A 25,481-nucleotide genomic window follows, 5' to 3' on the forward strand; every position below is an offset into this window, starting at 1 on the left:
GTGATAGTACAGCGCCTGTTAAACCAGCTGATCGCGCAGGACATTCGCGATTTCCGCGTACTCGCGGCGATTGCCAAGGTGCCGCGCCAGCTGTTCGTGGATGAAGCCATGGCCCACAAGGCCTGGGACAATACGGCCCTGCCCATCGGTCACGGCCAGACCATCTCGCAGCCCTACATGGTGGCGCGCATGACCGAACTGCTGATCCAGAACAATCCGGCCCACGTGTTGGAGATTGGCACTGGTTCGGGTTATCAGACTGCGGTGCTGGCTCATCTGGTGGAGCACGTCTACACGGTGGAGCGGATCAAGTCGCTGCAGTTTCAGGCCCGGCGCCGGCTGCGTCAGCTCGATCTGCACAATGTCTCCGCCAAGCACGGCAATGGCTGGCTGGGCTGGCCCAATAAAGGACCGTTTGACGCCATTCTGGTCACGGCGGCGGCCAGCGAGGTGCCGACGGCCCTCACCGACCAGCTGGCCGACGGTGGCAGGCTGGTGTTGCCGGTGGGGGATAGTCAGCAGACCCTGCAGCTGATCGAGCGGTCGGGCTCCCAGCTCACCAGCCGGATCCTGGAGCCGGTTCGTTTTGTTCCCCTGATTGACGGAGATGTCGAGTGAAGTTGTTTTCCCGCCTCTATGTGCTGGTGATGCAGTGGGCGCGCCACAAGTATGCCCCCTGGTATCTGGCGATCACCGCCTTCATCGAGTCGGTGTTCTGGCCCATCCCGGTGGATGTGATGCTGGCCCCCATGGCGCTCGGCAAACCCCGGCGGGCCTGGCACTATGCCGCGCTCGCCACCCTGTTTTCGGTACTGGGCGCCCTGGTGGGTTACCTGCTCGGCTATGCCCTGTGGGAGCCTGTCGTCCAGCCGCTGGTTGCGTCGGTCGGCTATGAGGACAAGATTGCCGTGGCCGAACAGTGGTTTCAGCAGTGGGGTATCTGGGTGATTTTTATTGCCAGCTTCACGCCGATCCCCTACAAGGTGTTTACCGTGACGGCTGGTCTGCTGCAAATGGCACTGCTGCCCTTCATCGTGACCTCGCTGATCGGGCGTGGCATGCGCTTTTTCCTGGTGGCGGGTCTGATGCGCTGGGGTGGCGAAAAGATGGAGCGCAAGCTGATGCACTATGTGGATGTGCTGGGTTGGCTCTGTATTGGTTTGGCCGTTGTGGCCTATTTCTGGTTTAGTCGTTGAGGATCCACTATGCGTTCGCGTATTTGGCAAGGAAGCAGTGTCGTCGTGTTGTCATGGCTGTTGCTTGCTTGCGCTTCCAGCAAGACCGCCGCCCCCGTCCAGGGACTGGGCAATGACGGTCTTGTTTCCACCATTCCGGCGCGCCAGATGGCGGCCCAGCCCACCATTCAGGGCAACAGCTACACGGTGAAGAAAGGGGATACGCTCTACTCCATCGCCTTCAACTCGGGCAATGACGTGCCCTCGCTGGCCAGCCTCAACGGTATCAGCCCCCCCTACAACATCTATCCGGGTCAGCAGATCCGGCTCGACGCCTCCGGCAGCACCATGGCGGTGGCACGCAGCGCGGGCACCTATCAGGTTCGACCCGGTGATACCCTGAGCAGCATTGGCCGCCAGTTCGGCATGTCGAATCAGACCCTGGCCCAGAACAACAATCTGAGGGCCCCCTTTGCCCTTCAGGTGGGGCAGGTACTGAACGTGCAGTCCTCCGGGGCGAGCAGTGGCCAGATGGTGGCGGCGACTTCGCCGGTGACCGCTCCGGTGGTCAGCCAGAGCAGTGGTCCCAAACCCCTGGCTCCGGCGACGTCAGGTACGACCACTCCGTTCATCAAACAAAAAACCGTTGCTCAGCCATCTTCAAAAGAATACGCTCAGGCAAAAGAACAAAAAAACGACAATAAGCCTCAGTCGAGACTTTCTTGGCACTGGCCAACCAAAGGCCGGATCGTCGAGGGTTTCTCTGTTGCAGAACAGGGGAACAAGGGCATAGATATCGCTGGCCAGAAGGGGCAACCCATCTACGCGGCGAGCGGCGGCAAGGTCGTCTATGCGGGTAGCGCACTAAGGGGTTATGGCAAGCTGATCATCCTCAAGCACGATGATGACTACCTTTCAGCCTACGCTCACAACGATGAGCTGCGGGTCAAGGAAGGGGATTCGGTGCAGGGCGGATCTGTCATTGCCAACATGGGTAGCACGGACGCGCCGGATGTGCGATTGCACTTTGAAATCCGGTACAGAGGCAAGTCGATCAACCCGATGAGCCATTTGCCAAAGCGTTAGACCCAGAGAGTTAAGTCTTACTCTGGTGCAGGTCAGGGAGACACGCCATGAGCCAAGAACAACTGGTAATGCAGGATGCAGAGTTAGAGTTCGACGAAGAGCTGGAGAGTCAGGAAGAAGAAGAGATACAGGAAGTTGCGGCCGAGGCCGAAGAGACGATTTCCGATGAGCTGATGGCACCTGAACTGAACAAGGTGATGGATGCCACCCAGCTCTATCTCGGGGAGATTGGCTTCTCCCCCCTGCTCACGGCAGAAGAGGAAGTCTATTATGCTCGCCGTGCCTTGCGGGGCGACAAAGCCGCCCGCAAGCGCATGATCGAGTCCAACCTGCGACTGGTAGTCAAGATCGCCCGTCGTTACAACAACCGCGGCCTGGTGCTGCTGGATCTCATCGAAGAGGGCAACCTCGGTCTCATCCGCGCGGTCGAAAAATTCGATCCGGAGCGCGGCTTCCGCTTTTCCACCTATGCCACCTGGTGGATCCGCCAGACCATAGAGCGGGCCATCATGAACCAGACCCGTACCATTCGTCTGCCCATTCATGTGGTCAAGGAGTTAAACGTTTACCTGCGCACCGCGCGCGAACTCTCTCATCGCCTCGATCATGAACCGACCGCCGAGGACATTGCCCAGGCGCTCGATCGCTCGGTGGACGATGTGAACCGCATGCTCAAGCTCAACGAGAAGATCACCTCGGTCGATACCCCGATTGGTGGCGATCGCGACAAGGCGCTGCTGGATGTGCTCTCTGATGAGCGCGGCATGGGCCCTGAGCTGGAGTCGCAGGATGACGACATGCGCGCCAGCATAGTGCACTGGCTGGAAGAGCTGAATCCCAAGCAGCGTGAGGTGCTGGCCCGTCGCTTCGGTCTGCTCGGCTATGAGCCGGCGACCCTGGAAGACGTGGGGGCCGAGATTGGCCTGACCCGGGAGCGGGTGCGCCAGATCCAGGTGGAGGGACTGCGCCGTCTGCGGGAGATCCTGCTGGGGCAGGGGCTCTCCATCGAGGCGCTGTTCCGTACCAACTAATTGCTGCGAGTGAGCGAAGATGCTTACCAGGCAAAACAAAAAGGGGCCCAAGGCCCCTTTTTCATGTCGGCAGGATCCTCAGGATCAAACCGGATCCAGCGTATCCAGCGGCCAGCGCGGCACGGCCTTCACGGCCAGCGGCTCGAACACGCCCGCTTTCAGGCGCTGCATGCCGGCATAGGCGATCATGGCGCCATTGTCGGTGCAATATTCGGTACGTGGGTAGAACACTTCCCCCTTGAGGCTCTCCATCAGCTCGGCCAGCTGGGCGCGCAGGTGACGGTTGGCGCTGACGCCGCCGGCGACTACCAGGCGATTGAGACCGGTCTCCTTCAGGGCGCGGCGACACTTGATGGCCAGCGTATCGACCACCGCGTCTTCAAACGCTCTGGCGATGTCGGCACGGGTCTGCTCGTCGTCGCCATTGGCTGCGATGGTGTTGGCGGCAAAGGTCTTGAGGCCGGAGAAGCTCATGTCGAGCCCGGGGCGGTCGGTCATGGGACGCGGGAAGGTGAAGCGGCCCTTGAGGCCTTTCTCAGCCAAGCGGGAGAGCAGCGGACCACCAGGATAGTCCAGACCCATCAGCTTGGCGGTCTTGTCGAACGCCTCGCCGGCGGCATCGTCGATAGACTCGCCCAGCAGCTGATAGCTGCCGATACCGTCGACCCGCACCAGCATGGAGTGGCCGCCGGAGACCAAGAGCGCCACAAAGGGGAACTCGGGAACCTTCTCTTCCAGCATGGGCGCCAGCAGGTGGCCTTCCATGTGGTGCACGGCGATGGCCGGCTTGTTCCATGCCATCGCCAGCGAGCGGCCTATGGTGGCCCCCACCAGGATGGCGCCAACCAGACCCGGGCCCGCGGTATAGGCGATGCCGTCGATGTCATCCTTGCCCAGTCCGGCCTCTTGCAACGCCGCCTGGATCAAGGGGATCGTCTTGCGCACATGGTCCCGGCTGGCCAGCTCGGGAACGACGCCGCCGTAGTCCGCATGCAGCTTGACCTGGCTGTATAACTGGTGGGAAAGGATCCCTTTTTGATCGTCGAAGATCGCGATCCCGGTTTCGTCACAGGATGTCTCTATGCCCAATACACGCATTGCTAAAAAATTTCACTGCTAAAATGAGACGGCTATGGTAACCTTCGCGGGTTTTTTAAACCAGAGCGATCTCTGCGGGTTTACTTTCATTCCCTGTCCAGAGTATAATTTCGCACCATTTTAAGACATGCTGATCGATTGAAGGTCAGCTAACAATTTATCACTGAGGTGAAAGGCACATGCCAGTAATCAAAGTCCGTGAAAATGAGCCGTTTGACGTTGCTCTGCGTCGCTTCAAGCGTTCTTGCGAAAAAGCCGGTATCCTGTCCGAAGTTCGTAGCCGTGAGTTCTACGAGAAGCCGACTACCATTCGCAAGCGTGCCAAAGCGTCCGCCGTTAAGCGTCACGCCAAGAAGCTGTCCCGCGAAAACGCACGTCGTATCCGCCTGTACTAATCAAGGGATCATGCCGTGTCTCTGAAGGATCAACTCAAGGATCAGCAAAAGCTCGCCATGCTTGCCAAAGACAAGCAGCGGTTGGGCGCGATCCGTCTGTTGATGGCTGAAATCAAGCAGCGTGAAGTTGACACCCGTGTCGAGCTCGATGATCAGGATATCCTCGCTGTGGTGACCAAGATGGTCAAACAGCGCCGTGATTCCATCAGTCAATTCGAGGCCGCCGGTCGCCAGGATCTTGCCGACAAAGAGTCCGCCGAGATCGCTGTGTTGCAGGAATTCCTGCCGCAACAGCTGACCGCAGCCGAGATTGCCGCACTGATTGAGCAAGCCATCGCTGAAAGTGGTGCTGCCGTCATGGCTGACATGGGTAAAGTCATGGCTGTCTTGAAGCCGAAAATTCAGGGGCGTGCCGATGTCGGCGCCGTCAGTGCGCAGGTGAAAACCCGCTTGGCGTAACAGGCAACTCTCTTGTTTGGTCAAAGAAGCCGTGCTTCCCTAGGAATGCGCGGCTTTTTTATTTTCTACGCAATGAAACAGGACGGTTATGGCAGGCAGGATCCCACAATCCTTTATCGATGATCTGCTGGTACGCACAGACATTGTCGAGTTGATCGACTCCCGTGTGCGACTGAAGAAAGCCGGTAAGAACTACCAGGCTTGCTGCCCTTTTCATAACGAAAAAAGCCCCTCGTTTACCGTCAGTCAGGAGAAGCAGTTCTATCACTGCTTTGGTTGCGGCGCTCACGGCAATGCCATCGGCTTTGTCATGGAGTATGACGGGCTCGAATTTCCCGATGCCATTGAAGAACTTGCCAGCCTGCACGGCATGCAGGTCCCCCGTGAGCAAACAACAGGTGGGGCTAGCAGCAGCCAACCAGCGGTCAGCAAGGATCTGTTCGAGCTGATGAACCAGATTGCCCGTTTCTACGAGAGCAATCTCAAGAACGCGCCGCAGGCGGTGGAATACCTGAAGGGGCGCGGTCTGACCGGTGAAGTGGTCAAGCGATTCAACATTGGGTATGCCCCTGCCGATTGGGATCAGGTGCGTCGGCGCTTTGGCGCCAGCCGGGAGCACGAGCAGTTGCTCATCTCGGGCGGCATGCTGATCACTCGTGACAGCGGGCCCGGCAGCTATGATCGCTTTCGCGATCGCATCATGTTCCCGATCCGTGACAAGCGTGGCCGGGTCATCGGTTTCGGTGGCCGGGTGCTGGGGGAGGGGACGCCCAAGTATCTGAACTCGCCGGAAACACCCATCTTCCACAAAGGGCGGGAGTTGTTCGGCCTTTATGAGGTCAAACAGGCACACAAGGATCCGCGCCGGATCCTGGTGGTGGAAGGCTATATGGATGTGGTGGCACTCGGCCAGTACGACATCGATTATGCGGTGGCTGCGCTGGGAACCGCGACCACCAGCGACCATATCCATACCCTGTTTCGCACCACGGCCGAGGTGGTCTGCTGCTACGACGGCGATAACGCCGGCCGTGAGGCGGCCTGGCGGGCATTGGATAACGCGCTGTCCCATCTGCAGGATGGCCGTGAACTCAAGTTCGTGTTTCTGCCGGATGGGGAGGATCCCGATTCCCTGGTGCGCCAGATCGGCAAGGATGGGTTCGAAGCGCTGCTCGACCAGGCTCAGCCGTTTGCCGACTTCATGTTCGAACGTCTCGGGCGCGATGCGGCCCTCTCGGGTGAGGCGGGCAAGTTCGAAGTGGCCAACAAGGCCGCCGAGCTGATCCGCCGGGTGCCGGAAGGCTTTACCCGCGAGGGGTTGATTACCCGCCTCTCCAGCATGATGCGCTGGGGCGAAAACAAGCAGCGGATCGCCGAACTGTTTGCCCGCAACAGTCAGCCGAAGGCCGAGGTGAGCAAGCCCAAGGCGGCCAAGCTGACACCACTGCGTCGGGCATTGGCATTGATGGTGCAACATCCGGCGATCACCGCCGAGCTGCCGGCCATGCCTGAGCTGGCTGGCCTGCGTCTGCAGGGGATCCAGTTCCTGCTGCAACTGCATCAGCAGATCCTGACTCAGCCCGGGGTGACAACGGGTATCCTGCTGGAACACTGGCGCGGTACCAAAGAGGGAGAGATCCTGGCCCAGCTGGCGATGCACGATCTGTTTGAAGAGGTAAAGCTCGACCAGGAGCCCGATATTCTGGGAGAATTGCAGGATACTTTCGTCGGTTTCATCAACCTGTTCCTGAAGCAGCGCATCGAGGAATTGCAGGCCAAGGTGGCGCAGGAAGGGCTAAGCTCTGAGGAAACTCAGGAGCTGATGATGCTGATCAGAGAGGTGCAGATTGAGAAAAGAAATGAGAGTGGGGCTTGATATTTGAGTGATTAACCCCAATATGAATACCGTTGCCCGAATGGACGGGATTAAAAGCAAACATTTTATAACCGCCTGGCCCCGACAATACTGCGGGCAGGGGTTTCTCATGACCGACGCCGCAACCAGACATAGCATGTCTGGCGGTTTTCTATTAGAATTGGCTATTTGCGCAGCAGCGCACTGTACGCGCAACCTAGCAACACCAACCGGATGAGTTCTATGGAGCAAACCCCGCAGTCTCAGCTTAAACTCCTCGTTGCCAAAGGTAAAGAACAGGGCTACCTGACCTATGCCGAGGTGAACGATCACCTCCCGCAAGACATTGTCGACTCTGACCAGATCGAAGACATCATCCAGATGATCAACGACATGGGCATCCAGGTGGTGGAGAACGCCCCGGATGCCGATGATCTTATCATGGCTGAAGGTGGTACCGCCGATGAGGACGCTGCCGAAGCAGCGGCCCAGGCTCTGGCATCTGTTGAATCCGAGATTGGTCGCACGACCGATCCCGTCCGCATGTACATGCGGGAAATGGGTACCGTCGAACTGCTGACCCGCGAAGGCGAAATCGATATCGCCAAGCGGATCGAAGACGGTATCAACCAGGTACAAAGCTCCGTCGCCGAGTACCCGGAAGCGATTACCTATCTGCTTGAACAGTACGACAAATATGAAGCCGAACAGCTGCGCCTGTCCGACATCATATCCGGCTTCATCGATCCCAACGAGACCGACGACGTCGCACCGACCGCCACTCACATCGGCTCCGAGCTCAGCGAGGAAGATCTGGCTGACGAGGATGAAGATGAAGACGAAGACGAAGACGGTGATGGTGATGACTCCGACGATGATGGCGACGGTGGTCCGGATCCGGAAGTTGCTCGCGAGAAGTTCGGTGAGCTGCGCGCCCAGTACGAGGTAACCCGCCTCTCCATTCAGCAGAATGGCCGCGCGCACGAAGATACCCAGAATGCCATCGCCCAGCTGGCAGACGTGTTCCGTCAATTCCGCCTGATGCCCAAGCAGTTCGATCGCCTGGTCAACAACATGCGCGAGATGATGGAGCGGGTCCGCGTGCAGGAACGCATCATCATGAAACTCTGCGTTGAGCAGGCCAAGATGCCGAAGAAGACCTTCGTCGCGGCCTTCACCAACAACGAGTGCGAAACTGCCTGGTTCGAATACCAGAAGCAGGCCGGCAAGGCTTGGTCTCCCCGTCTGGTGGAGATGGACGAAGACGTGCTGCGCGCCATCGGCAAGCTGCAGCAGATCGAGGAAGAGACCGGTCTGTCCATCGCCCAGATCAAGGACATCAACCGTCGCATGAGCATCGGTGAGGCCAAGGCCCGCCGCGCCAAGAAAGAGATGGTCGAGGCCAACCTGCGTCTGGTTATCTCCATCGCCAAGAAGTACACCAACCGCGGTCTGCAGTTCCTGGATCTGATCCAGGAAGGCAACATCGGTCTGATGAAGGCGGTCGACAAGTTCGAATACCGTCGTGGCTACAAGTTTTCGACCTATGCCACCTGGTGGATCCGTCAGGCCATTACCCGCTCCATCGCGGATCAGGCCCGTACCATCCGTATCCCGGTACACATGATCGAGACCATCAACAAGCTCAACCGTATCTCCCGTCAGATGCTGCAGGAGATGGGTCGCGAACCGAACCCGGAAGAGCTGGCCATGCGCATGGGCATGCCGGAAGACAAGATCCGCAAGGTACTGAAAATCGCCAAAGAGCCCATCTCCATGGAGACGCCCATCGGTGATGATGAAGACTCCCACTTGGGCGACTTCATCGAAGATACCACCCTGGCCCTGCCGGCCGATGCGGCCACCAGCGAGAGCCTGCGCAACGCGACCCGCGAAGTGCTGGCCGGTCTGACCGCTCGTGAGGCCAAGGTATTGCGCATGCGTTTCGGTATCGACATGAACACTGACCACACCCTCGAGGAAGTGGGCAAGCAGTTCGACGTGACCCGTGAGCGTATCCGTCAGATCGAAGCCAAGGCGCTGCGCAAGCTGCGCCATCCGAGCCGCTCCGAAGTGCTGCGCAGCTTCCTGGACGAATAATCCCGGACGTTCCAACTCGGAACAGTAGCCCAAAAGCCCCGCCATGCGGGGCTTTGTTTTATTCGTGGTGATGGGGCGCTGACGATGAACCACGGAACCGCTTGAATATGGATGAAATCTCGCCAAGTGGTTGATATGCCTATGGACTGGCTAACGGACATCCCCTATAATCCACGCCGCAAAAGCACATTTCGGCCCCTTAGCTCAGTTGGTTAGAGCAGTCGACTCATAATCGATTGGTCGTGGGTTCAAGTCCCCCAGGGGCCACCAATTCCAGTGGGTTAGCGAGATAGTACTCGCTAACCCACTTTTCAGTAGGATACCTATAGGATATCTCAGCCTGTAGAGCAACCACTCTAAAACCGCTCCCCAGCCCCTCAAAAAATTTTTTCTCCACCAGGAAGAAAAATTATCAGCCTCTTCGAAATGTTCTCTTTTGAGAACCATCACTAAAATTTTTCTCCTCCCCAGATTTCCCTTTTCTATTTCTATATGTTGAAAAAAACGGGGTTACACGGGTTACGAGGTTACAACTCGGCTCTAGCCCAGTACTGGCGCGGCTTTGAGCTGTAACCCCACTCAGGGCACAAAAAGCGAATAGAGGTTACACGCACAGAAAGAGGCATGAGGTTACAAGCCTGTAGCCCTTGTCTGGTACGGGCTGTAGCTATTTTTCTTGACGCTGTAACCTGTAACCCCGTGAGGTTACAAATCTCAGCGCCCCACAACTTGCCATGTCACCCCTAGGAGAAACTCGCAGCTCCTAATCGAATAGGGTTCACTGCCGACTCTTCTATCATCTCATTCATTGAACAGAACGTTTCATTATGCCCAGTCATGCCTGTAGGTAGAACAAAGGGGCCTGAGGCCCCTTTGTATGACATTCCTGATTAACTGCGGCCTGTAGCCTTCATAAAATCGAGGATGTTACGCATGAGCGCAACACGTTCATTGACGGTCTCGCTCAAATCATCACGCGCACCAATGTCCGCGATACTCAAAATAGTCTCCCGAAGCGCCTGCTCATCGAGGCTGTAACCTTGTTCAGAGACATAGCGCCCTACGAACTGGAAAAAGAAGTTTTCGTCGATAGCATGTGAGGTATGCCAAGTGTCGCGCCCAAGCCATTGCTTCAATGCGGTCATACAGCCATTCGTTAGTGTTATTGCCATTTCATTAATCCTTTGTTCTGCACGCGGGCCAATAGAGCCAAAACCGAGATTGGCCTGATCTATGATGCCGATGACTAGCTTTATCGGTATCACTCATGTTGTTGAAGTGCTTCCTCGATAGTGTCCGCATAAGCGCCCAAGCTCTGCATCTGCCCATATAGCTCGGCTCCTGCAGCGACACTCGTTTTGATCAATTCAAGGGCACACGCCACAGCCATGACTCGGCGAGTCTGTGATTGCGCACTAGCGTAACCAGTTACATGAGTTGTAGTTAATCGTCTCGCAAGGCCTAGGCTTTCAACAAAAACAGCACCGGATTCAGATTCAGACACAATCTTATCAGACATACATTTCTCACTTTTCGTTTGAGCACCATGCTCCATACGGATATTGGGGCTGTTGCTTGTAAAACAATCCCTTAATGATAAAAACCTCTTTGCAATGGATAACCCCCTCCCCTGTGAATAGGGTGAGCATGGTTGTCTGAGAATTCCCCCGTATAACTAAACGGGGGCAATACCAACTCGATGGTATGGTCATTGCCCTCAATGAAGTCTGTGGGCGTATAGCGGCCGTATGCGGCCTTCTGGTGGGTTAGCTGGAAAACTGAAATTTTTCAGATCCTATAAATCTGAGAAATATTCATAGGTCATTGTTTTTAAATGAAAAGAGGTGATTTCGGTTGGCAAACTGAAAAATCTGGGCGATGGTAAAACGGCCACGGAAAGTACGATTTTTATATATAAATCATATTGTTACGTTTTACAACAGGCCCGTTAATGAGGCGTGTTTTTGCAAAAAACTGAAATTCCTTTCACTTCGTGCAGTTCATCCCAAGCCCCCAAACCCCAAGAACGGCGCGGCCTAGAGCTAGGAAACTGCGGCAATCCATTTCTGCAAAAAATTTTCTTAACGCGGCCCGCAGGCGGGAGCGGATGAGCGCGGATTCCGTGAGGTTATCGCGCTCGTGCTCATTTCCGATGCACTGGAACCTAGCTGCTTGTCCTTGCTTTTACAGCAAGTGTCTACGACACGCACTCACGATTACAGCGCTTTTAATCTACCCCTCCTCGAAAACCTCTTTAACCCTCCCCTCCAGGCATTTAATTATCTTATCTAGAATGGCAACTTTTAATCTCATCTCTTCAAGAACTTCAAACGTAAAGTGCTTTTCAAGAATAGCGCGCTCTATCATCGCGTTCTTCTTTTTCAAAATAGATAAATTAAATGCCTCTTTACATCCTTGGCTATCTTGAGGCTTTTTCATTTTTAGAACATCAAGGAAAAAGCCTTCAGCACAAGGTTCTGAACCAATAAGAACGATTTTTTTCGATCTTGCCTTTTTTATTGAGTCTGCTGGCCACTCCAAATCAGTATCTAAAAATACACAGCAATGGTTATAATCATCTTGCCTCTGTATGGTAATAGCCTCAGCTATAATATGTTTTGGACCTTTACCATCCGCAGACCTGACTGTTACTTTCGCTTTCCCTGGTGAATAAATCCCCCGAAGATACTCAATGAAAGTCTTTTCGGTGGGACCTTCTCCAACAAAAAGAATGGTGGTATGTAACTTTCTTTTTTCTCTAGCCATTTTTATCTACCTATCATAGGCACACCACCTAACGCGCCACTCATATATTTAGTATAAAGGTTATCCTGACTACGAATGCCTTCAATGTCATCAATTCGCCATACATCAGACTCTGAGTTTTCTTTCTCAACAATAAAGCAATGGTGCTTTTTAAGATTTTTTAATACTTCCGGTGTGTGAGTACTAAATATGAGCTGGGCATGATGGGGATTCGTCTCTTCATTTTTAAATAGGCTTATTGTTTCTAATAGCAAACGTGGATGAAGGTCATTATCCAACTCATCAATGATAGCTACACCACCATAAGTAAGTATGGCTACAATGGAATATAAAACATTGTATGCTGACTTAGTGCCACTAGATTCATATAATAGAGGTAAAATATATTGCTTGTTATTATGTGTGTGTTTGGCAAGAGGTAATTTCATTTTCTTTTTCTCGCCACTTTCTGTAATAAACTCTTCCTCTGAAATAGATAAACTATCAATTCCAATATCAAAATCAGATATTATTTTTGACACCTTCTCGAATAAAACATTATCAGAGCTATAAAGCTTTGTTGTATCGAGTACTGTTTTATCAACACTATCACCAATTCGACCATTCAAGCACAAATTGCTACTAAAAAGTTCAAATGTGCCGGAAACAACAGTAACAAGGCTTTTTGCAACTATGTCTTCATTTTCAAGTGATATGTTCTTATATTTATCTGCGTTATCAGACAGCCTATTTAAAAATGAAATCAAAGAAGCGTTTTTAGGCGTGGACGATAGAATCTCTGGTGAGAAATCAAAAAATTTCTTGTTAGCCTTATATTTATAGTCATTGATTTCCTTAGCAAATTCTCGTGTGAAAATACTACGATATTGCTTGGATGACTTTAATTTTAGTTCTTCTTTAATTACCCTTTCTTTATTTAACTCAAGACTATATTTAAACTGAAGAGGGACTGTTCTTTCATCGGCATTTGGCAAGTTCAAAAACTCTACACTGATGAAGATATTGTCCTCAGTTCTGGAGAAATGTGGCTTAATAGGGATCTCGTCATCACTGTCTAATGACTTAAAGGACGAATTCAAAAACCAGCGTAAAAAAGCTAAAGGTTTTAATAAATTTGATTTACCAGAACCATTAGCACCAAATACCGCTGAAACTTTGTTTACTTTATAACCATCATCAGTTTGATAGTCATAACGAGTACTGGTGGCCTTGGCATTTGAGGTGAGGTCCATAATGGTCTCATTCGCAAATGAAAAGAAATTTTCAAAACTATACTTTAGAATCATGACATCCCCTTTTAGACAAAATTTTGTCTATTAGCGCCAACTATGCACACCGAATGACCCCAAGTCCACCATAATGGGTGAAAAAAATGACATAACGACTCATTTTGCATACATCCGGCAGCACAGGACACGCTTGAACTGACAGCTAGCGGTCACTATTGACCAATCGTGGCAGTTCAAAGCGTTGCCATACAAACAGGCTCTATTAGATAAGGTGCCCATTAAGGCCTTTCTGTTTGCACAAGATGGGCTAGCTTTGGCACCCCTAATCGCTTTGTGGCAAACTCATACCTCCTCTGCCACATCAGCTTCATCTGACAAGACTTGATGCCCGAGCACATACACCCTGGTCGGTTTGTTTTCCATTCCTGGAAGGCGAACAAGTGCTTGAGTCTTGTTTGGCGCAGCCTTAATGATCCAACCAACGGCTAAGGCTAGTTTGGCTGCCTTTTTGAAATCGCGGCCACGGTTAATCTCTTTCCAACCTTCAGGCAAAACTAAGAAGATAACCCCTTCATCAGCCCCCGCTTTCGGATTCTTTCGGTAGCCCACCATCTGGGATGGGCGGTGATTGCTATCATCCCAATCCGCAAATCGGCTGTACTGGTAAGCAGTGAAGAACTGGCGGATCTGGCGCAGGGTTGCCGCGTCTTCCTGGTTGCCCAGGTGTCCTCGGTCGGCCAGCCACGCATCAAGACAAGCTCGTGCTGCGTTGGTGGCCTCTCCAGCTTGCCATCCTGTGATACCCAAGCGGGTGGCCAACTCACCGGCAGCGGCTACCAGGGCAAAGCGGTTAATAGCCCGCCCGACCTGATTACCGGCCCCCTCTGGGGTCATGGCCGTAGCCAATCGGCGGATCTCCCCTTTCATCCAAGCACTGTGCCCGTTCAAGTCATTGGCCAATGCCTCGACATAGGCACGAAAAGCAGTGCCGTGTTGGCTTTGCAGTCGCTCGCGGAGGGTATCAGCGAACTGGCGGCCATCGGTCATGCCGTGCAACTCCTCAAACGCACCATGTTTGCCGGTATCGCTCGGGATCTGGATGGTACGGATCTCCATACCAGCAAAGGTGCGCTGGCCCGCCTGCTCGGCGTGGTCTTCCAGGGAAAGCTCACCGGTAGAGAGGAACAGCAAGCGCCATTGCTTGCGCTCGCGCAGCTCCCCATCTTGGCGGCTTCGGCCTTTGCCCTGTCCGTTGGCCAGCATATAGGCGACCAGACCGGCCTCCCGCCCATCCACCTCCTTGATTTCATCCAGGCACAGCAAGGCATCATTGCGGCGACTGGCGATCCCTTCTATCGCGTTACCGGTCGCTCGCCAGGTATGGGCGAACGCCTCGGGGCCGTACACGCTGGCGGCAGCCATCATGACGGTGGTCTTGCCATCGGTACTCTCGCCTTTCAGGTGGAATCCGCCCCCCTCTACCCCGATCAGTGATAGCAAGGGAGCAGCAAAGGCACACGACATGGCAAAGGCTAACCGACTATTGCCGACCGCTAGGGCGGCAACCTGTGCTTGCCACTCGGCCAAGGTGCCGGACATGGTGAAGTCGTTATTCACATAGCCGGTGGTTTGCAGGATCACCTCGTTGGCATCCGGCCCCAAGTTGCCATTTGGCAGCACATAAGCCCGCTTGTGCCAACCTGTACGCTCGACACAGGTGATCCTGGCTTGCGGCTGGCAGCTCATCAGGTAATCGCGCAGCAGGTTCTTTTTGCTCATGTTGATGTAACTGAGCCCGCTTTCTGCCAGCTGGCCGAATACCTCCTCGCCGCCTTTGTGAACCAGCATGCGCATGGGCATTGCCCAACGGCGGGTCTTGCCGTTGGTATCCCGCCACTCCAGCAACCGGCCAAAGCCTTGGCCCTGCTCGGTGTGGGTGATCGCCCTGACATGCAGCGGAGAACTGATAGGCACTGGCACCCGCTCGGCCTCCTCCCCCTTGCCGCGCCACTCCATGGCGAAGAGGCGATCTTTCCCCATGCTGTAGTTGTCGGGGAGTTCTGGTGTTTGTTCTGATGGGGTCTTGGTATCTGTGAAAGATGTCATGATCGCCTTCTTGGTATCGAGCAGCCCATGGGCCTGGTGGTAATCGTTCCAGTCACCAGCTTCACCAGGAAGGCAGAGCAGCCCCCCTATCGCGGTTGCTGCTTCTTGGGCTTTGGCTTGGCCAGGGTTGCCATCAATATGGGCATCGTTGTCACCCGCAATCAGGATCGGCTCCGCTCCTTCTCGGCGCTTGGCTATCTCCGCCACGGCTAGCAGATTGCTTGCATCCATGGCGCAATAGACGGTTGCCCCTGTCGCCAAATGGACAGAGACCCCCGTTGCGTAGCCTTCACAGATTGCCACCCGTAACCCGCCAGTTAACCGGTGAAATGCGCCAGCTTTCTGGCCACCGGCCAAATAGCGCTTTTCGCCCTGGGGGTCGATGAGCTGGACGTTAACCAGCTGATCATGTTCATCCGTGAGCGGGATAACCAGGGAGCCCTGAGGGAAGTTGTGCCGCGCTTCTCGGATCAGGGTCTGATTGGTATCTGCCAGCCAGTCGGGCAGGTGCTTGAGGGAGAGATAGGGGCTACGGCCCTTAATGCAATCCCCCATGATTGAGGCGGCCCTGGTGCAGGCTTTGCGCTTGGCTTTCTCTTCATTCTGTCTGGCTTTGGCTGCGACCAGCTCGGCGTTCTGACGGCGGGCGGCTACCTCGTTTGCATCCAGCCCTTCTGGGGATAACCCGAGCAAGGTGGCCACCTCTTGGGCGGCCTCCTTGGTGCTCTTGTGAGTGGCCTTGGCCAGCAGGGTTAAGCCATCACCGGCGCCGCACTGGGAACAAATCCAGGTGCCCCGCCCCTCCTTGTCGTCCAGGCGAAACCGGTCTTTGCCACCGCAGGCAGGGCATGGGCCATGCTGGCCACGCTTGGGAACTGATAGGCCAAGTTCAGCCAGGATAAAGGGCCATTGGCCACGGGCTGCCAGGGAGACATCAGAGACAATTCGAATAGAGGTCATGACTCACCTCCAGGCAGCCGATCATTCAGCTCACTGATCCGGCAAGAGTTGGTGTCTATGTCTTTCGCCAGTGCCTTGAGCAGGCCGGAAAGGCCATAGGTAAACTCTTCATGGTCGATGCGGCTCTTACGCTCCCAATCCACGCTGGCGGACAACAAATGGGAAAGGGTATGAAGGGCACACACTGACGTATCCAGTTCAGCAGTGACGCGGGTAAGCTCTTTTGAGGGGTTCTGATGGATGTTCATGCTTGCCCCCTTTTCGCATTGGGAATACGGGCAACAAACACGAGCGGCAAGCCAGGCAGATTGGCGCGCGCTTGGGCTTCGGTATCAGCGACGGCAGAAATGGTGCGTATACGGTGAAGGTCAGAGACCTTGCCATGGGTGGCGATCAGGAAGGTGAAGATCATGATTACAGTCCTTGGTTTTGGTAGACCAAGGCGGATCGGGTAGCCGCAAGACAGTGCCAAACCAAGGAAGGCACAGTGGGGGCGTTTTCTTTGGCTCCCGACCCATGCCCCCAAAAAAGGATAGATCTCCGGCATGAGGCCGAAGATGGGGGAAATGGTGCAAATTGTCCTTGGTTTAGTCATTGCCTGCGGGTGTCTAATCCGCCAGCCATACCAAGGGGTGTCTAGGCCCTTGGTAATCGGAAGGCTATCCGAATTGATCTGTGGATGCAACTCTTGCTGGGGATCAGGGGCTTTGCTATGGTGCATGGGCTTGCTCCTCTGGATTTGGGGGTGGGGTAAGCAAATAGGGAGCCCTGGCAGGCTCCCTTTTGTTTTTCTGGGCGGTTATTCCTCCAACTCCCGTTGCAGGCATTGGCGTTTGCCTGGACTGTCACACAGGGCTAGCAAGTCGGCGCACTGGGGACGGGTTGAGGTGAGCAACGCCTTACGGGCGGCGGGGCTATCGCCCTCCAGCGCCACCTGCTCGCCATTCATTGCCTCTTTGAGGGCCGAACCCAATTCGTTCAGCGCCCAGCGGCGCGCACCTTCCATCCCGATGATGCAGCCCTTGGCGCGGGTGAGGGCCGCCAGTTCGGCCAGCTGCTGCCTGAGGTTGGGCAAGATGGTGGGAGCCAGCTTGTGGTCGAGGTAGCTTTCATAACATCCCGCGACCATGCTCTGGGCACTGTTCACCGCCAGCTGGGTCTGATAGAGCGGCAACGCCAAACGCTTCTCCTGACACTCCGACAAGCTGGCTGCCGCCTTGGCATCGTCCAGCAGCTCGGTCAACTCGCGGTACTCCTGCGCCGCCTCCAGCGACACCACCCCGCCCATCAGCTGGTTAATCCGCCCTTGGCGCAGCTCCTCGCGGCGCGCCTTGGCTGACGGGATCTGCGCCATCAGGTTTTTGCGCTGCTCGCGCAAGGTCAATATCTCTTGGTCGAGTTCCATCAGCTTGCTGTGCTCGCTTTGAAACAGGGCCACGTGTTCATCCAGTCGGCTGGCTCGGGTGGCAGCGGAGGCAGTCGGCACCGCCTGCAAGGTGGAGGTCTGTTGCATGGGGTTACTCCTCGGTGGCAAGGGTGATGGCATCAAAAGCGGCGTAGGCGGTCGGCTCGCCCAAGGCGTAGGTCTGGGCGCGGTTGTAGCGAATGCCCCAGCTGGCCAAGTCGTCAATGTCGCCCGCCGTGAGTCGGTGGGTGTGGTTGACGGTGAGCACTTGCAGGTTCTCGACCAACGTGATGGCCAGATAGGTGCTCGGCATGTGCTGGTGCGAAACAAAGCCCAAGTCCGCAATCTTCATGCGCTGGGTTTTATCCCTCACCTGTCCGGCCTTGAGGTGGGCTCTCTGGTGAGCGCGCAGCAGGTCGCCACCGACCATCACCACCAAGCGCGGGTCTTGGCGGTACGCCTCGGGCAACTTATCAATCAGGGCATAGACCATGCTGTCGAGGTCGGCGAAATCGCCCTTGCCGCTTGTGGAGAAGGTGACCGCATCGCGCAGCACCCGCAGCCCCTCGGGGTCAGCCGCCTTGGCCAAGGCGGGCCAGCCCACCATGACATCCTCCCCGTTGGGGTTCGCAACGGGGTCGGTATTGACGGCGGCAGACTGGCCATGGAAACCGATCCGTATCAGGTCATCACCAAAAGCGGCCAAGGCCAGCTCTTCGAGCAGGTTGTTGGCTTGGCGCTGGTCGAGCCCTTCCAGCATCTGGGCCAGCTGTTGCCATGTCCAGATAACGCTGCTGTCCATCTCTTCGTATTGGTGAGCCCGTTTGCTCGGCTTGGCCGGAACCATGAAACGCGCTTGCGCCTTGCGGCCACTGCGCAGGGTTGGCTTGAGCGGGTCAAAGCGCGGGGCGTGCGGGTCATCCACACCCAAGATAGAGACCATCCACAGGAACGGGACGGCCTGCAAAATGGCCGCCGTCAGGGCCATACTGGTGGCGTTGTCAAGGTTGCCGAAACTGGGTTGCGGCGCGGGGGCAAAGCTCATGCGCACATCGCGCAGCAGGTCAGATAAAGTCATCAGAAAGGCTCCTTAGTAGAGGCGGTAGGTGTTGTCAGAGTCGGGGTTATCGCGGCGGCCAGCAGTGGGCGGGTCTGGTGGGCAGGGCATCATGCTGGCGAGCTTTTTGTTGATGCTGTCGATATCCGACACCAAGGTTTCCAGCTGCTTGAACATGCGGTCAGGGTCTGGTGTCCGGTTCACCGGCTTGGTGGGGACGGGCACAGGCAAAGAAGCAGGCACCAAAAGCGGGCGCGCCTCGGGCCGCTTGGCACTAAATTGCAGTTGGGTCAGCCCCGTGATGGTCGGCTGGTCGGTGACAGAGACCCCCGCCAGATACCACTGGCCGGTGCCTGCAAAGTTTTCAGCCGCCTCAATGGTGCAAAAGCCGTGGCTGCCGCTGGTGTTGAGGTCAATCAGCTCAAGGGTCGGGCAAAGTATTGCCATCAGCTTGAGCTGGCCCGCTTCTTCCTGCACCTTCAAGGCATCCACAGAGCCAAGCGGGCGAGTGCGCGCCCCCTCTGGCCAGAGCCTCGCGGTATAGAAACTTGGGTCATATGCCTCAGCCATCTGGCGCAGGCTCTCGGGGCTGATATTGCGGCCATCCAGTGTTGGCCCCGCCGTGGCGATGCACACCCAGCCGGTTTTGACTTGGCTACTCATACCACCCTCCGCAGTGTAACTACCGGTTTTTCCCGCTCTTGCGCGGCCAGTATGTCGAGCTGCTGCTGGCGCTCGTTCACGCTCTTGCACAGTGAGCCGTGCGCCTCGGGCGACAGCCCTTGCGCCAGCGTGATGGCCATCGCAGTGGCTTTCTTGGCCGAGGGGCTCAACGTGTGGCTATAGGCCAGCGTGGACACCCAAGAGTGACCACACTCGGCATCGGTACACTGGCAATAGAGATTGGCGACCCCCGCCGTCAGGCGGTTGGTCTTGGTAATGCGGCCCAACTGACCGCACTCGGTACACATCACGCGCATGTGAGTACCTCCAGGGTTATTGGATGGGGTTCGCAGGTTTGCTGGAATGCAGCATCTTGCGGGAGGCGAGGAACGCATCGAGATCGGCGCGTTCGTAGAGGGTACGGTTGCCGAGTTTGTAGTAAGGGATCTCGTACCGACCATTACTGGCCCAGACCCCAAGGGTTTTCTCGGACAACCCAAGGTAGGCGGCAGCCTCACGGCGGGTGAGGCGTTGCGGAGTGTTCTGGTGTATTGCGGATTTCATACAGGCACCCTTGGTTTTGCTCGGATGCTGCTGATTTTCCATATAGGGCGCGATTGCGGGGAGGAAGAAAAATCACCCGATTTTTCTTCCGATCATGGTCAGAATTTTTTCTGCAAAGCCTCTTGTACGGGCTTTCCCCACAATCCCAGGTTGGTCAGTGTCTTTTCCCACGTATTGAGGCATTGCGGACTGGCGAAAGCTCGCGCATTTCGCTTATACGTCTTTCGGAAAGAGTCAGGCTGAATTTCTAAGTGTGGATACACATGATTAATAAGAAGTTCATCGGTTATTGTCCCGTTCAAGATTCGCCCATAAATCATCCCATCTAGTAACAATATATATCTGTTATTGATTATCTTTTTTAGGTTAATACTGCTGGCCTTAGATGGTTCCGGCTTGGATGGTGTATCCGTATCCTTTCTCCAACTTTTAAGTAAATTGGCCAAGTCATCAAGTATCTCATCATCTGTGTAGTCGGACAGGTTAACACTCATTGCTACTAACCTTCCATACGCCTCTTTATGCTCATAAGAAAACGCTTCAGATACAGGATGGTAGATATAGTTGGCACTAAAGTCGTCCATGTCCCTATATTTATTTTTGTGTGAAATTGCTGACATATGTTTAACTGTAGCAACAGATAAAGGTTTGACGCTATGCTGTGAAGCCAGAGTGTTTGTGCCACAATCTTGTGGCTGCTCCATGCCAATGCCAGATGCCCCACGCCATGCCATTAACTCAATGTGAGATAGCTCACTCGCCGATAGCATTCGATTAATATCAATTTTTAGTGAGTCTTGCTCTTGCTCATGGATAATAACTGAATCAGATTCAAACATATCAAACCATGCATTAAAGTAATATTCCGTCGTAGCATCTTCATTAATGAACACATCAAGTATTCTTGCTCTCAAACAGAGTTGTTCGATTAAGTCTTTCGATGTAAGGCTTGTCAAATCATGATACTTACCCATCTGACACAGAGCTGCAAAACTCTTCGTAAAAATACCAGAAGCCTGTGCCTCCCGAAAATCCTCATTCTCAAACCATGCTTGTAAAAACATTTAAATCCCTTCTCAACCAATATTATTATGCAGGCTTAACAATAATCGGCGCTGCTCGTTTTCTGGCAGCGTGGCAAAAATAGTCAACAAATTACTATTGGCATTATTTTTACTATCTAGGCGGCCTGCGTATTCCAAAATATCCCGTTCAATCCTGGTTGCCGGTTTGCGCAGCTCGTCTGCGGTGAAGTGGATGTAACCCTGGGTGACATCTGCACTGCGCAGGGTGCGGTGGTTCATCAGGCGCTTGATGGTGTACTGACCGACCTCGGCCAGTTCGGCCACAGTGCCGAAGGTACGGCGGGCATCGTGGCATTTGAACTCGAGCGGCGGTAGGCCGTCAGGGTTGGGGTTCGGTACAGTGGCCGCGCAGATCTTGGCTATGACACGGCGCGGCTCATGGATAGGGCGATCCGGATTGCGACCAGGGAACACAAACCGGCTCTGTTTCAGGTTCCAGTGCCAACGGCGGCGGAAAATGGTGAGCAGGGTATCGGTGATCGGCAGCTCCAGCGGATCACCATTCTTGGTCTGGTCAATCCAGAAGTAGCCGCCACTCATGCTGACCCGATCCCAGGTGAGCTGGAATACTTCAGCGCGGCGTAACCCCGTAAACAGCGCCATGTCGATGGCATCGCAGACGGTGGCGGTCGTATCGTCCCGCCAGTCGATGGCGTGCTGCCTGACCTGCTCCACAGCATCCAGCCAGCGCCTCAGTTCATGGGTGCGGATCCGGTCGTTGCGTCTGGGGGTGTTGTGCCAAAGCCGCTTGCTGCTCAGGACTTCGGTCGGTGGCTCGGGCAGCATGACCCGATCATTGGCATCCCGATAGTGATCACGGGCAAAGCGCCACACGGCCCGCAGTGTGCGCGCCCAGCGGTCAGCCTGCGCCTTGCTGCCCTTGCCGGTGCCCGCCTTGCGAAACTCTGGCGATGCGCCGTGCCAGGCACTGGGTAACCCTTCGGTGATGGCCTTGTGGCGAACCTCGATCTTTTCCCGCGTGAGTTTGACCAAGGGGATCGTCATCCAGTCGCCGGAGTAGTTGTTGAGATCGGCGCGGTAGTGCTTGGCCGTCTCTGCTCTGATCCGGTCGCCACGGCTGGCAAGGTAGGCATCTATCGCCTCGCCCAGGGTGACTTTCAGCTTATCCTGTTCGCGGCGGATCACGTTGGGGTTCTGGCCAGTGATGGCCACGTCTCCCAGGATCTCCAGCGCCTTGGCGCGGGCCATGTCGATGGTCAATGCCGGATAGCGCCCCAAGGTCGCCCTGATAAAGCGCCCCTCTTTCCTCTTGGCCACGCTAAACGACTTGGTTCCAGTGGCCCCGACCCGAAGCCTCAGCCCTTGCACCATGGCATCACAGTACTCGACCTGCTTCCCCTCTGGTGCGCGGGGCAGTGCATCGATCGTGGCCTTGGTGAATTTGAACGCTTTCATCTTCCTCCCACCAACCAGGCTAGCCAGAGGAAGGGCAGGCAAGACAGGTCTTGTAACCTCTGTAACCTCTGACTATTTATGGTGAGGTTACAAACAAACCCAGTAAAACCGTGGCCTGTAGAGAGATGTAACCTTGTAACCTCTGTAACCTCAATATTTAAACCCTATGCGACCTTTTTTGGCCCAAGGGGGGAGTGGCGTTTGCTGCTCCTTTCCCTGGCTAGCCTGCTCTTGGCCGACCAATCGATCCAGGTATCCTAAAAATCGATTGGTCGAAAAAGGATATCTATAGGATATGACAGAGGGAGAATATAGGGGAAGATCAGGGAAGGTCATAAAATGAGCGGCTCGCTCTAAGATATTGATTTATATAACATCATATACTGTACGTAAATACAGTAAAATGCATTTTCCCCACGCTCATAATCGATTGGTCGCCCGTTCAAGTCGGGCAGGGGCCACCAAATTCCATAAAAAGGCCGCTCATCATGAGCGGCCTTTTTGCTTTCTGGCGTTTCGCCTCAAACAGGGTCAGGAGCCCTGATCCTGCTGGATGGGGGCCTGCTTGGGGGCGCCCGGGCGTCGGGCGGGCAACATGCGTCTCACCAGATTGCTGCGCTGGCGCCAGGAGGTGAACAGGATGGCCAGCAGGTGCAGCGCTATCATGCCCTGCAGGGCCCAGGTGCACCAGACGTGCCAGTCGTCAGCCCCCAGTTCGAACCCCATCTCGGTATTCTGGAACCAGCCGGTGCCGGCGGTGGCGAGGATCAGCAGCCAGAGCGTCCATACCGCCAGCTTGCCGCTGCCGTGGTGGCCGGGGGCCGGTGGCGTGCGCTCGCGCAGCTCCACCGCTTGCTGGCGAAAATCTTCCCGGCTTGGGATGAGGGCTCGCAACCGGGCATGACCCTTGGCAAACGAGAGCCCCCACGCCAGGCGCAGGCTGATCAGGGCGATGGCCAGGTAACCCAGCCGCTCGTGCCACTCCTCGCCCGCCTCGTTGAGCCAGAGGTTGCCGACACAGATGGCCGCCACACCCCAGTGGGTGAGGCGGACCAGACTATCCCAGTGGAAGGGATCAGCCTTTTTGTTTGGCATATTTGTGGTACTCCTTCTTCAGGTCGTTGACCTTGGCCAGGTGCTCGCGCGCCTTGGCTTCGTCACCCGCCTTGAGAGCCGCCAGGCTGGCGTCCAGTTCGGTCTGCACTTCGTTCATGCCTTCCAGGAACTTCTCTTTCTTGGCGGCCGGCATGTTCTTCTGCTTGGCGATGTCGAACTGTGCCTTCATCTCGTTGATGTACTTCTCCATGGTGGCGGCATCCTCGGCCTTGACCGCCTGCTTGTAGTTGAAGCCGATCTTCTTCATCGGCTGCTCCAGCTCACCGGCCATGGCGGGCAGGGTCATCAGGCCAAACATCAGGGGCAGCAACAGGGGGCGTACAGTTTTCAACATGGGATTTCCTTATTTAAACGACATGCTTATCGATTCTATGTGGTTTCTTATGAACCCTTATCTGGATTCATCACAGGCATGATGCCATGACAGTACGTGAACTGTTTGTGAATATTGCTGTTTTTTGTCACAAAGGGTAACAGGGAGGGGGGAGATGCAAGGAGGATGTTGAGCCAATCGAACCATGCCATATGATCCATGCTGCCAGGCTGGCCGAGGGCAAGCTAAAGAGAGGGCCCTTGCGGGCCCTGTTCATTACTGCTGTTGTTCACGCTCGATGGCGCGCCAGCCGATGTCGTTGCGGTAGAAGACGCCGTCCCACTTGATGCGCCCGGCCAGCTGATAGGCCCGCTGCTGCGCCTCGGCGACCGTGTGGCCGAGAGCCGTGGCGCACAGTACGCGCCCCCCGGCGGTGACCACGGTATCGCCTTCCATGCGGGAGCCGGCGTGGAATACCTTCTCGCCGCTCGCCTCTTCCACCGGCAGGCCGCTGATGGGCTTGCCCTGCTGGTAGTCGCCGGGATAACCGCCGGCGGCCAGCACCACGCCGATGGCGACGCGGGTGTCATAGATGGCCTCGACCTGATCCAGCTTGCCGGCACAGGCCGCCAGGCAGAGCTCCACCAGATCGGAGCGCATGCGCAGCATGATGGGCTGGGTTTCGGGATCGCCGAAGCGGCAGTTGAACTCGATCACCTTGGGGTTACCCTGGCCATCGATCATCAGACCGGCGTAGAGGAAACCGGTATATACGTTGCCTTCGGCTGCCATGCCACGCACCGTCGGCATGATCACCCGCTCCATCACCTTGCGATGCACCTCGTCGGTGACCACGGGGGCGGGGGAGTAAGCCCCCATGCCGCCGGTGTTGAGGCCGGTATCGCCATCGCCCACCCGCTTGTGGTCCTGACTGGTGGCCATCGGCAGCACGTGCTCGCCGTCCACCATGACGATGAAGCTCGCCTCTTCCCCCTCGAGGAACTCCTCGATCACCACCCGGGCCCCGGCGTCACCAAAGGCGTTGCCGGAGAGCATGTCACGCACCGCCTCTTCGGCCTCGCTCAGGGTCATGGCAACGATGACCCCCTTGCCGGCGGCCAGGCCGTCAGCCTTGATGACGATGGGCGTGCCCTTCTCGCGCAGGTAGGCCAGGGCCGGCTCCACCTCGGTGAAGTTCTGGTACTCGGCGGTCGGGATGGCGTGACGGGCCAGAAAATCCTTGGCAAAGGCCTTGGAGCCCTCCAGCTGGGCGGCGGCGGCGGTCGGGCCGAAGATGGCCAGCCCCTCGGCGCGGAACGCATCGACCACCCCTTTCACCAGCGGCGCTTCCGGCCCGACGATGGTCAGACCGATGCGCTGCTCCTTGGCAAACGCCAGCAGGGCCGGAATGTCGGTAGCCGAGATGGCCACGTTCTCGATACTCCCTTCGTGGGCGGTGCCGGCATTGCCGGGGGCGACGAAGACCCGGGTCACCAGGGGGGATTGCTTGGCCTTCCAGGCCAGGGCGTGTTCACGGCCGCCGTTGCCAATGATCAGTACTTTCATCGTATCGCTCGCTTCTATTCGGGGTCACGGGCGGGC

At 55.8% G+C, this 25,481-nt stretch carries 26 protein-coding genes and 1 tRNA gene; 9 read left to right on the plus strand and 18 right to left on the minus strand.

Annotated elements, in window-relative coordinates:
* From CK627_RS08070 to rpoS, 4 genes are read left to right on the plus strand one after another with little or no spacing between them, the layout of a single operon-like run.
* Nucleotides 1-618, plus strand: coding sequence for a protein-L-isoaspartate(D-aspartate) O-methyltransferase (locus tag CK627_RS08070; protein WP_005309437.1), 618 nt, complete (start codon nt 1-3; stop codon nt 616-618).
* Entirely contained in the window at nt 615-1,196 is a 582-nt protein-coding gene (locus CK627_RS08075; RefSeq protein ID WP_010635013.1) for a YqaA family protein, read from the plus strand. Before CK627_RS08070 ends, CK627_RS08075 begins: the two co-directional genes overlap by 4 nt.
* A gap of 9 nt (nt 1,197-1,205) precedes the next feature.
* Entirely contained in the window at nt 1,206-2,261 is a 1,056-nt protein-coding gene (locus tag CK627_RS08080; protein ID WP_025202185.1) for a peptidoglycan DD-metalloendopeptidase family protein, read from the plus strand.
* 47 nt (nt 2,262-2,308) lie between these two features.
* A complete protein-coding gene (gene rpoS, locus CK627_RS08085; protein ID WP_005309444.1) occupies nt 2,309-3,292 on the plus strand; it encodes an RNA polymerase sigma factor RpoS in 984 nt (327 codons plus the stop codon).
* Between the two features lie 84 nt (nt 3,293-3,376).
* Here rpoS and tsaD read toward each other — a convergent pair whose 3' ends face one another.
* Entirely contained in the window at nt 3,377-4,390 is a 1,014-nt protein-coding gene (gene tsaD, locus CK627_RS08090) for a tRNA (adenosine(37)-N6)-threonylcarbamoyltransferase complex transferase subunit TsaD (RefSeq protein ID WP_017764738.1), read from the minus strand.
* 179 nt (nt 4,391-4,569) lie between these two features.
* Here tsaD and rpsU point away from each other — a divergent pair, with 179 nt between their 5' ends.
* The 5 genes from rpsU (at nt 4,570) to CK627_RS08115 (ending at nt 9,469) form a co-directional block, all read left to right on the plus strand.
* Entirely contained in the window at nt 4,570-4,785 is a 216-nt protein-coding gene (gene rpsU, locus CK627_RS08095; RefSeq protein ID WP_005309452.1) for a 30S ribosomal protein S21, read from the plus strand.
* 15 nt (nt 4,786-4,800) lie between these two features.
* Nucleotides 4,801-5,244, plus strand: a complete 444-nt coding sequence (locus CK627_RS08100; RefSeq protein ID WP_017780947.1) for a GatB/YqeY domain-containing protein — start codon at nt 4,801-4,803, stop codon at nt 5,242-5,244.
* 88 nt (nt 5,245-5,332) lie between these two features.
* A complete protein-coding gene (dnaG, locus tag CK627_RS08105) occupies nt 5,333-7,120 on the plus strand; it encodes a DNA primase (RefSeq protein WP_095592079.1) in 1,788 nt (595 codons plus the stop codon).
* 183 nt (nt 7,121-7,303) lie between these two features.
* A complete protein-coding gene (rpoD, locus tag CK627_RS08110) occupies nt 7,304-9,199 on the plus strand; it encodes an RNA polymerase sigma factor RpoD (RefSeq protein ID WP_264082799.1) in 1,896 nt (631 codons plus the stop codon).
* A gap of 193 nt (nt 9,200-9,392) precedes the next feature.
* Nucleotides 9,393-9,469, plus strand: a tRNA-Ile gene (locus CK627_RS08115).
* Nucleotides 9,470-10,089: 620 nt separating this feature from the next.
* On the opposite strand, the gene CK627_RS08120 is transcribed toward CK627_RS08115, so the two are convergent.
* The 17 genes from CK627_RS08120 to purD all read right to left on the minus strand — a co-directional run bounded on the left by CK627_RS08120 (nt 10,090) and on the right by purD (nt 25,445).
* On the minus strand, nt 10,090-10,344 hold the full coding sequence (locus CK627_RS08120; protein ID WP_157737161.1) for a hypothetical protein: 255 nt from the start codon (nt 10,342-10,344) through the stop codon (nt 10,090-10,092).
* Between the two features lie 116 nt (nt 10,345-10,460).
* Nucleotides 10,461-10,718, minus strand: coding sequence for a hypothetical protein (locus CK627_RS22525; protein ID WP_157737162.1), 258 nt, complete (start codon nt 10,716-10,718; stop codon nt 10,461-10,463).
* Nucleotides 10,719-11,431: 713 nt separating this feature from the next.
* Nucleotides 11,432-11,965 (minus strand): RloB domain-containing protein, encoded by a 534-nt coding sequence (locus CK627_RS08125; RefSeq protein ID WP_095592081.1) that lies wholly within the window; start codon nt 11,963-11,965, stop codon nt 11,432-11,434.
* A 2-nt stretch (nt 11,966-11,967) separates the two neighbouring features.
* Entirely contained in the window at nt 11,968-13,197 is a 1,230-nt protein-coding gene (locus tag CK627_RS08130; protein WP_167385307.1) for an AAA family ATPase, read from the minus strand.
* 339 nt (nt 13,198-13,536) lie between these two features.
* Entirely contained in the window at nt 13,537-16,260 is a 2,724-nt protein-coding gene (locus tag CK627_RS08135) for a DUF927 domain-containing protein (RefSeq protein ID WP_095592083.1), read from the minus strand.
* The gene (locus tag CK627_RS08140; protein ID WP_019444965.1) at nt 16,257-16,508 is read right to left on the minus strand and encodes a hypothetical protein; all 252 of its coding nucleotides are present in this window, start codon (nt 16,506-16,508) and stop codon (nt 16,257-16,259) included. The genes CK627_RS08135 and CK627_RS08140 overlap by 4 nt, the downstream gene beginning before the upstream one ends.
* On the minus strand, nt 16,505-16,672 hold the full coding sequence (locus tag CK627_RS23010) for a host cell division inhibitor Icd-like protein (protein ID WP_236663931.1): 168 nt from the start codon (nt 16,670-16,672) through the stop codon (nt 16,505-16,507). Before CK627_RS23010 ends, CK627_RS08140 begins: the two co-directional genes overlap by 4 nt.
* A gap of 387 nt (nt 16,673-17,059) precedes the next feature.
* Nucleotides 17,060-17,773 (minus strand): hypothetical protein, encoded by a 714-nt coding sequence (locus tag CK627_RS08145; RefSeq protein ID WP_095592084.1) that lies wholly within the window; start codon nt 17,771-17,773, stop codon nt 17,060-17,062.
* 4 nt (nt 17,774-17,777) lie between these two features.
* Nucleotides 17,778-18,743, minus strand: coding sequence for a P2 family phage major capsid protein (locus tag CK627_RS08150; protein WP_095592085.1), 966 nt, complete (start codon nt 18,741-18,743; stop codon nt 17,778-17,780).
* Between the two features lie 12 nt (nt 18,744-18,755).
* Nucleotides 18,756-19,385, minus strand: a complete 630-nt coding sequence (locus CK627_RS08155) for a GPO family capsid scaffolding protein (RefSeq protein WP_095592086.1) — start codon at nt 19,383-19,385, stop codon at nt 18,756-18,758.
* Nucleotides 19,382-19,702, minus strand: coding sequence for an ogr/Delta-like zinc finger family protein (locus CK627_RS23235; protein WP_081043458.1), 321 nt, complete (start codon nt 19,700-19,702; stop codon nt 19,382-19,384). Before CK627_RS23235 ends, CK627_RS08155 begins: the two co-directional genes overlap by 4 nt.
* Before the next feature lie 16 nt (nt 19,703-19,718).
* Entirely contained in the window at nt 19,719-19,991 is a 273-nt protein-coding gene (locus tag CK627_RS08165) for a helix-turn-helix domain-containing protein (RefSeq protein WP_227290100.1), read from the minus strand.
* A 56-nt stretch (nt 19,992-20,047) separates the two neighbouring features.
* Nucleotides 20,048-21,013, minus strand: coding sequence for a DUF6387 family protein (locus CK627_RS08170; RefSeq protein ID WP_058056777.1), 966 nt, complete (start codon nt 21,011-21,013; stop codon nt 20,048-20,050).
* Between the two features lie 12 nt (nt 21,014-21,025).
* Entirely contained in the window at nt 21,026-22,450 is a 1,425-nt protein-coding gene (locus CK627_RS08175) for a tyrosine-type recombinase/integrase (protein WP_058056776.1), read from the minus strand.
* 531 nt (nt 22,451-22,981) lie between these two features.
* Complete coding sequence (locus CK627_RS08180) at nt 22,982-23,545, minus strand: cytochrome b/b6 domain-containing protein (RefSeq protein WP_095592087.1); 564 nt, start codon at nt 23,543-23,545, stop codon at nt 22,982-22,984.
* Nucleotides 23,526-23,900, minus strand: coding sequence for a cytochrome b562 (locus CK627_RS08185; RefSeq protein ID WP_005309462.1), 375 nt, complete (start codon nt 23,898-23,900; stop codon nt 23,526-23,528). Before CK627_RS08185 ends, CK627_RS08180 begins: the two co-directional genes overlap by 20 nt.
* 255 nt (nt 23,901-24,155) lie before the next feature.
* Nucleotides 24,156-25,445 carry a phosphoribosylamine--glycine ligase gene (purD, locus tag CK627_RS08190; protein ID WP_095592088.1) on the minus strand — a complete coding sequence of 430 codons (1,290 nt, stop codon included), beginning with the start codon at nt 25,443-25,445 and terminating at the stop codon, nt 24,156-24,158.
* Nucleotides 25,446-25,481 lie beyond the last annotated feature (36 nt).

It is taken from the genome of Aeromonas dhakensis (assembly GCF_002285935.1).
GTDB lineage: Bacteria > Pseudomonadota > Gammaproteobacteria > Enterobacterales > Aeromonadaceae > Aeromonas > Aeromonas dhakensis.

Bases quoted from the DNA above. Each gene is read 5' to 3' on its own strand.
- CK627_RS08130 (WP_167385307.1), bottom strand. From the start codon at position 13,197: ATGGACCTCACCTCAAATGCCAAGGCCACCAGTACTCGTTATGACTAT.
- CK627_RS08140 (WP_019444965.1), bottom strand. From the start codon at position 16,508: ATGAACATCCATCAGAACCCCTCAAAAGAGCTTACCCGCGTCACTGCT.
- CK627_RS08125 (WP_095592081.1), bottom strand. From the start codon at position 11,965: ATGGCTAGAGAAAAAAGAAAGTTACATACCACCATTCTTTTTGTTGGA.
- rpoS (WP_005309444.1), top strand. From the start codon at position 2,309: ATGAGCCAAGAACAACTGGTAATGCAGGATGCAGAGTTAGAGTTCGAC.
- CK627_RS08185 (WP_005309462.1), bottom strand. From the start codon at position 23,900: ATGTTGAAAACTGTACGCCCCCTGTTGCTGCCCCTGATGTTTGGCCTG.
- CK627_RS08170 (WP_058056777.1), bottom strand. From the start codon at position 21,013: ATGTTTTTACAAGCATGGTTTGAGAATGAGGATTTTCGGGAGGCACAG.
- CK627_RS08175 (WP_058056776.1), bottom strand. From the start codon at position 22,450: ATGAAAGCGTTCAAATTCACCAAGGCCACGATCGATGCACTGCCCCGC.
- CK627_RS23235 (WP_081043458.1), bottom strand. From the start codon at position 19,702: ATGCGCGTGATGTGTACCGAGTGCGGTCAGTTGGGCCGCATTACCAAG.
- CK627_RS08135 (WP_095592083.1), bottom strand. From the start codon at position 16,260: ATGACCTCTATTCGAATTGTCTCTGATGTCTCCCTGGCAGCCCGTGGC.
- CK627_RS08080 (WP_025202185.1), top strand. From the start codon at position 1,206: ATGCGTTCGCGTATTTGGCAAGGAAGCAGTGTCGTCGTGTTGTCATGG.
- purD (WP_095592088.1), bottom strand. From the start codon at position 25,445: ATGAAAGTACTGATCATTGGCAACGGCGGCCGTGAACACGCCCTGGCC.
- CK627_RS08120 (WP_157737161.1), bottom strand. From the start codon at position 10,344: ATGACCGCATTGAAGCAATGGCTTGGGCGCGACACTTGGCATACCTCA.
- dnaG (WP_095592079.1), top strand. From the start codon at position 5,333: ATGGCAGGCAGGATCCCACAATCCTTTATCGATGATCTGCTGGTACGC.
- CK627_RS23010 (WP_236663931.1), bottom strand. From the start codon at position 16,672: ATGATCTTCACCTTCCTGATCGCCACCCATGGCAAGGTCTCTGACCTT.
- CK627_RS08165 (WP_227290100.1), bottom strand. From the start codon at position 19,991: ATGGAAAATCAGCAGCATCCGAGCAAAACCAAGGGTGCCTGTATGAAA.
- tsaD (WP_017764738.1), bottom strand. From the start codon at position 4,390: ATGCGTGTATTGGGCATAGAGACATCCTGTGACGAAACCGGGATCGCG.
- CK627_RS08180 (WP_095592087.1), bottom strand. From the start codon at position 23,545: ATGCCAAACAAAAAGGCTGATCCCTTCCACTGGGATAGTCTGGTCCGC.
- CK627_RS22525 (WP_157737162.1), bottom strand. From the start codon at position 10,718: ATGTCTGATAAGATTGTGTCTGAATCTGAATCCGGTGCTGTTTTTGTT.
- CK627_RS08145 (WP_095592084.1), bottom strand. From the start codon at position 17,773: ATGCAACAGACCTCCACCTTGCAGGCGGTGCCGACTGCCTCCGCTGCC.
- CK627_RS08150 (WP_095592085.1), bottom strand. From the start codon at position 18,743: ATGACTTTATCTGACCTGCTGCGCGATGTGCGCATGAGCTTTGCCCCC.
- CK627_RS08155 (WP_095592086.1), bottom strand. From the start codon at position 19,385: ATGAGTAGCCAAGTCAAAACCGGCTGGGTGTGCATCGCCACGGCGGGG.
- rpsU (WP_005309452.1), top strand. From the start codon at position 4,570: ATGCCAGTAATCAAAGTCCGTGAAAATGAGCCGTTTGACGTTGCTCTG.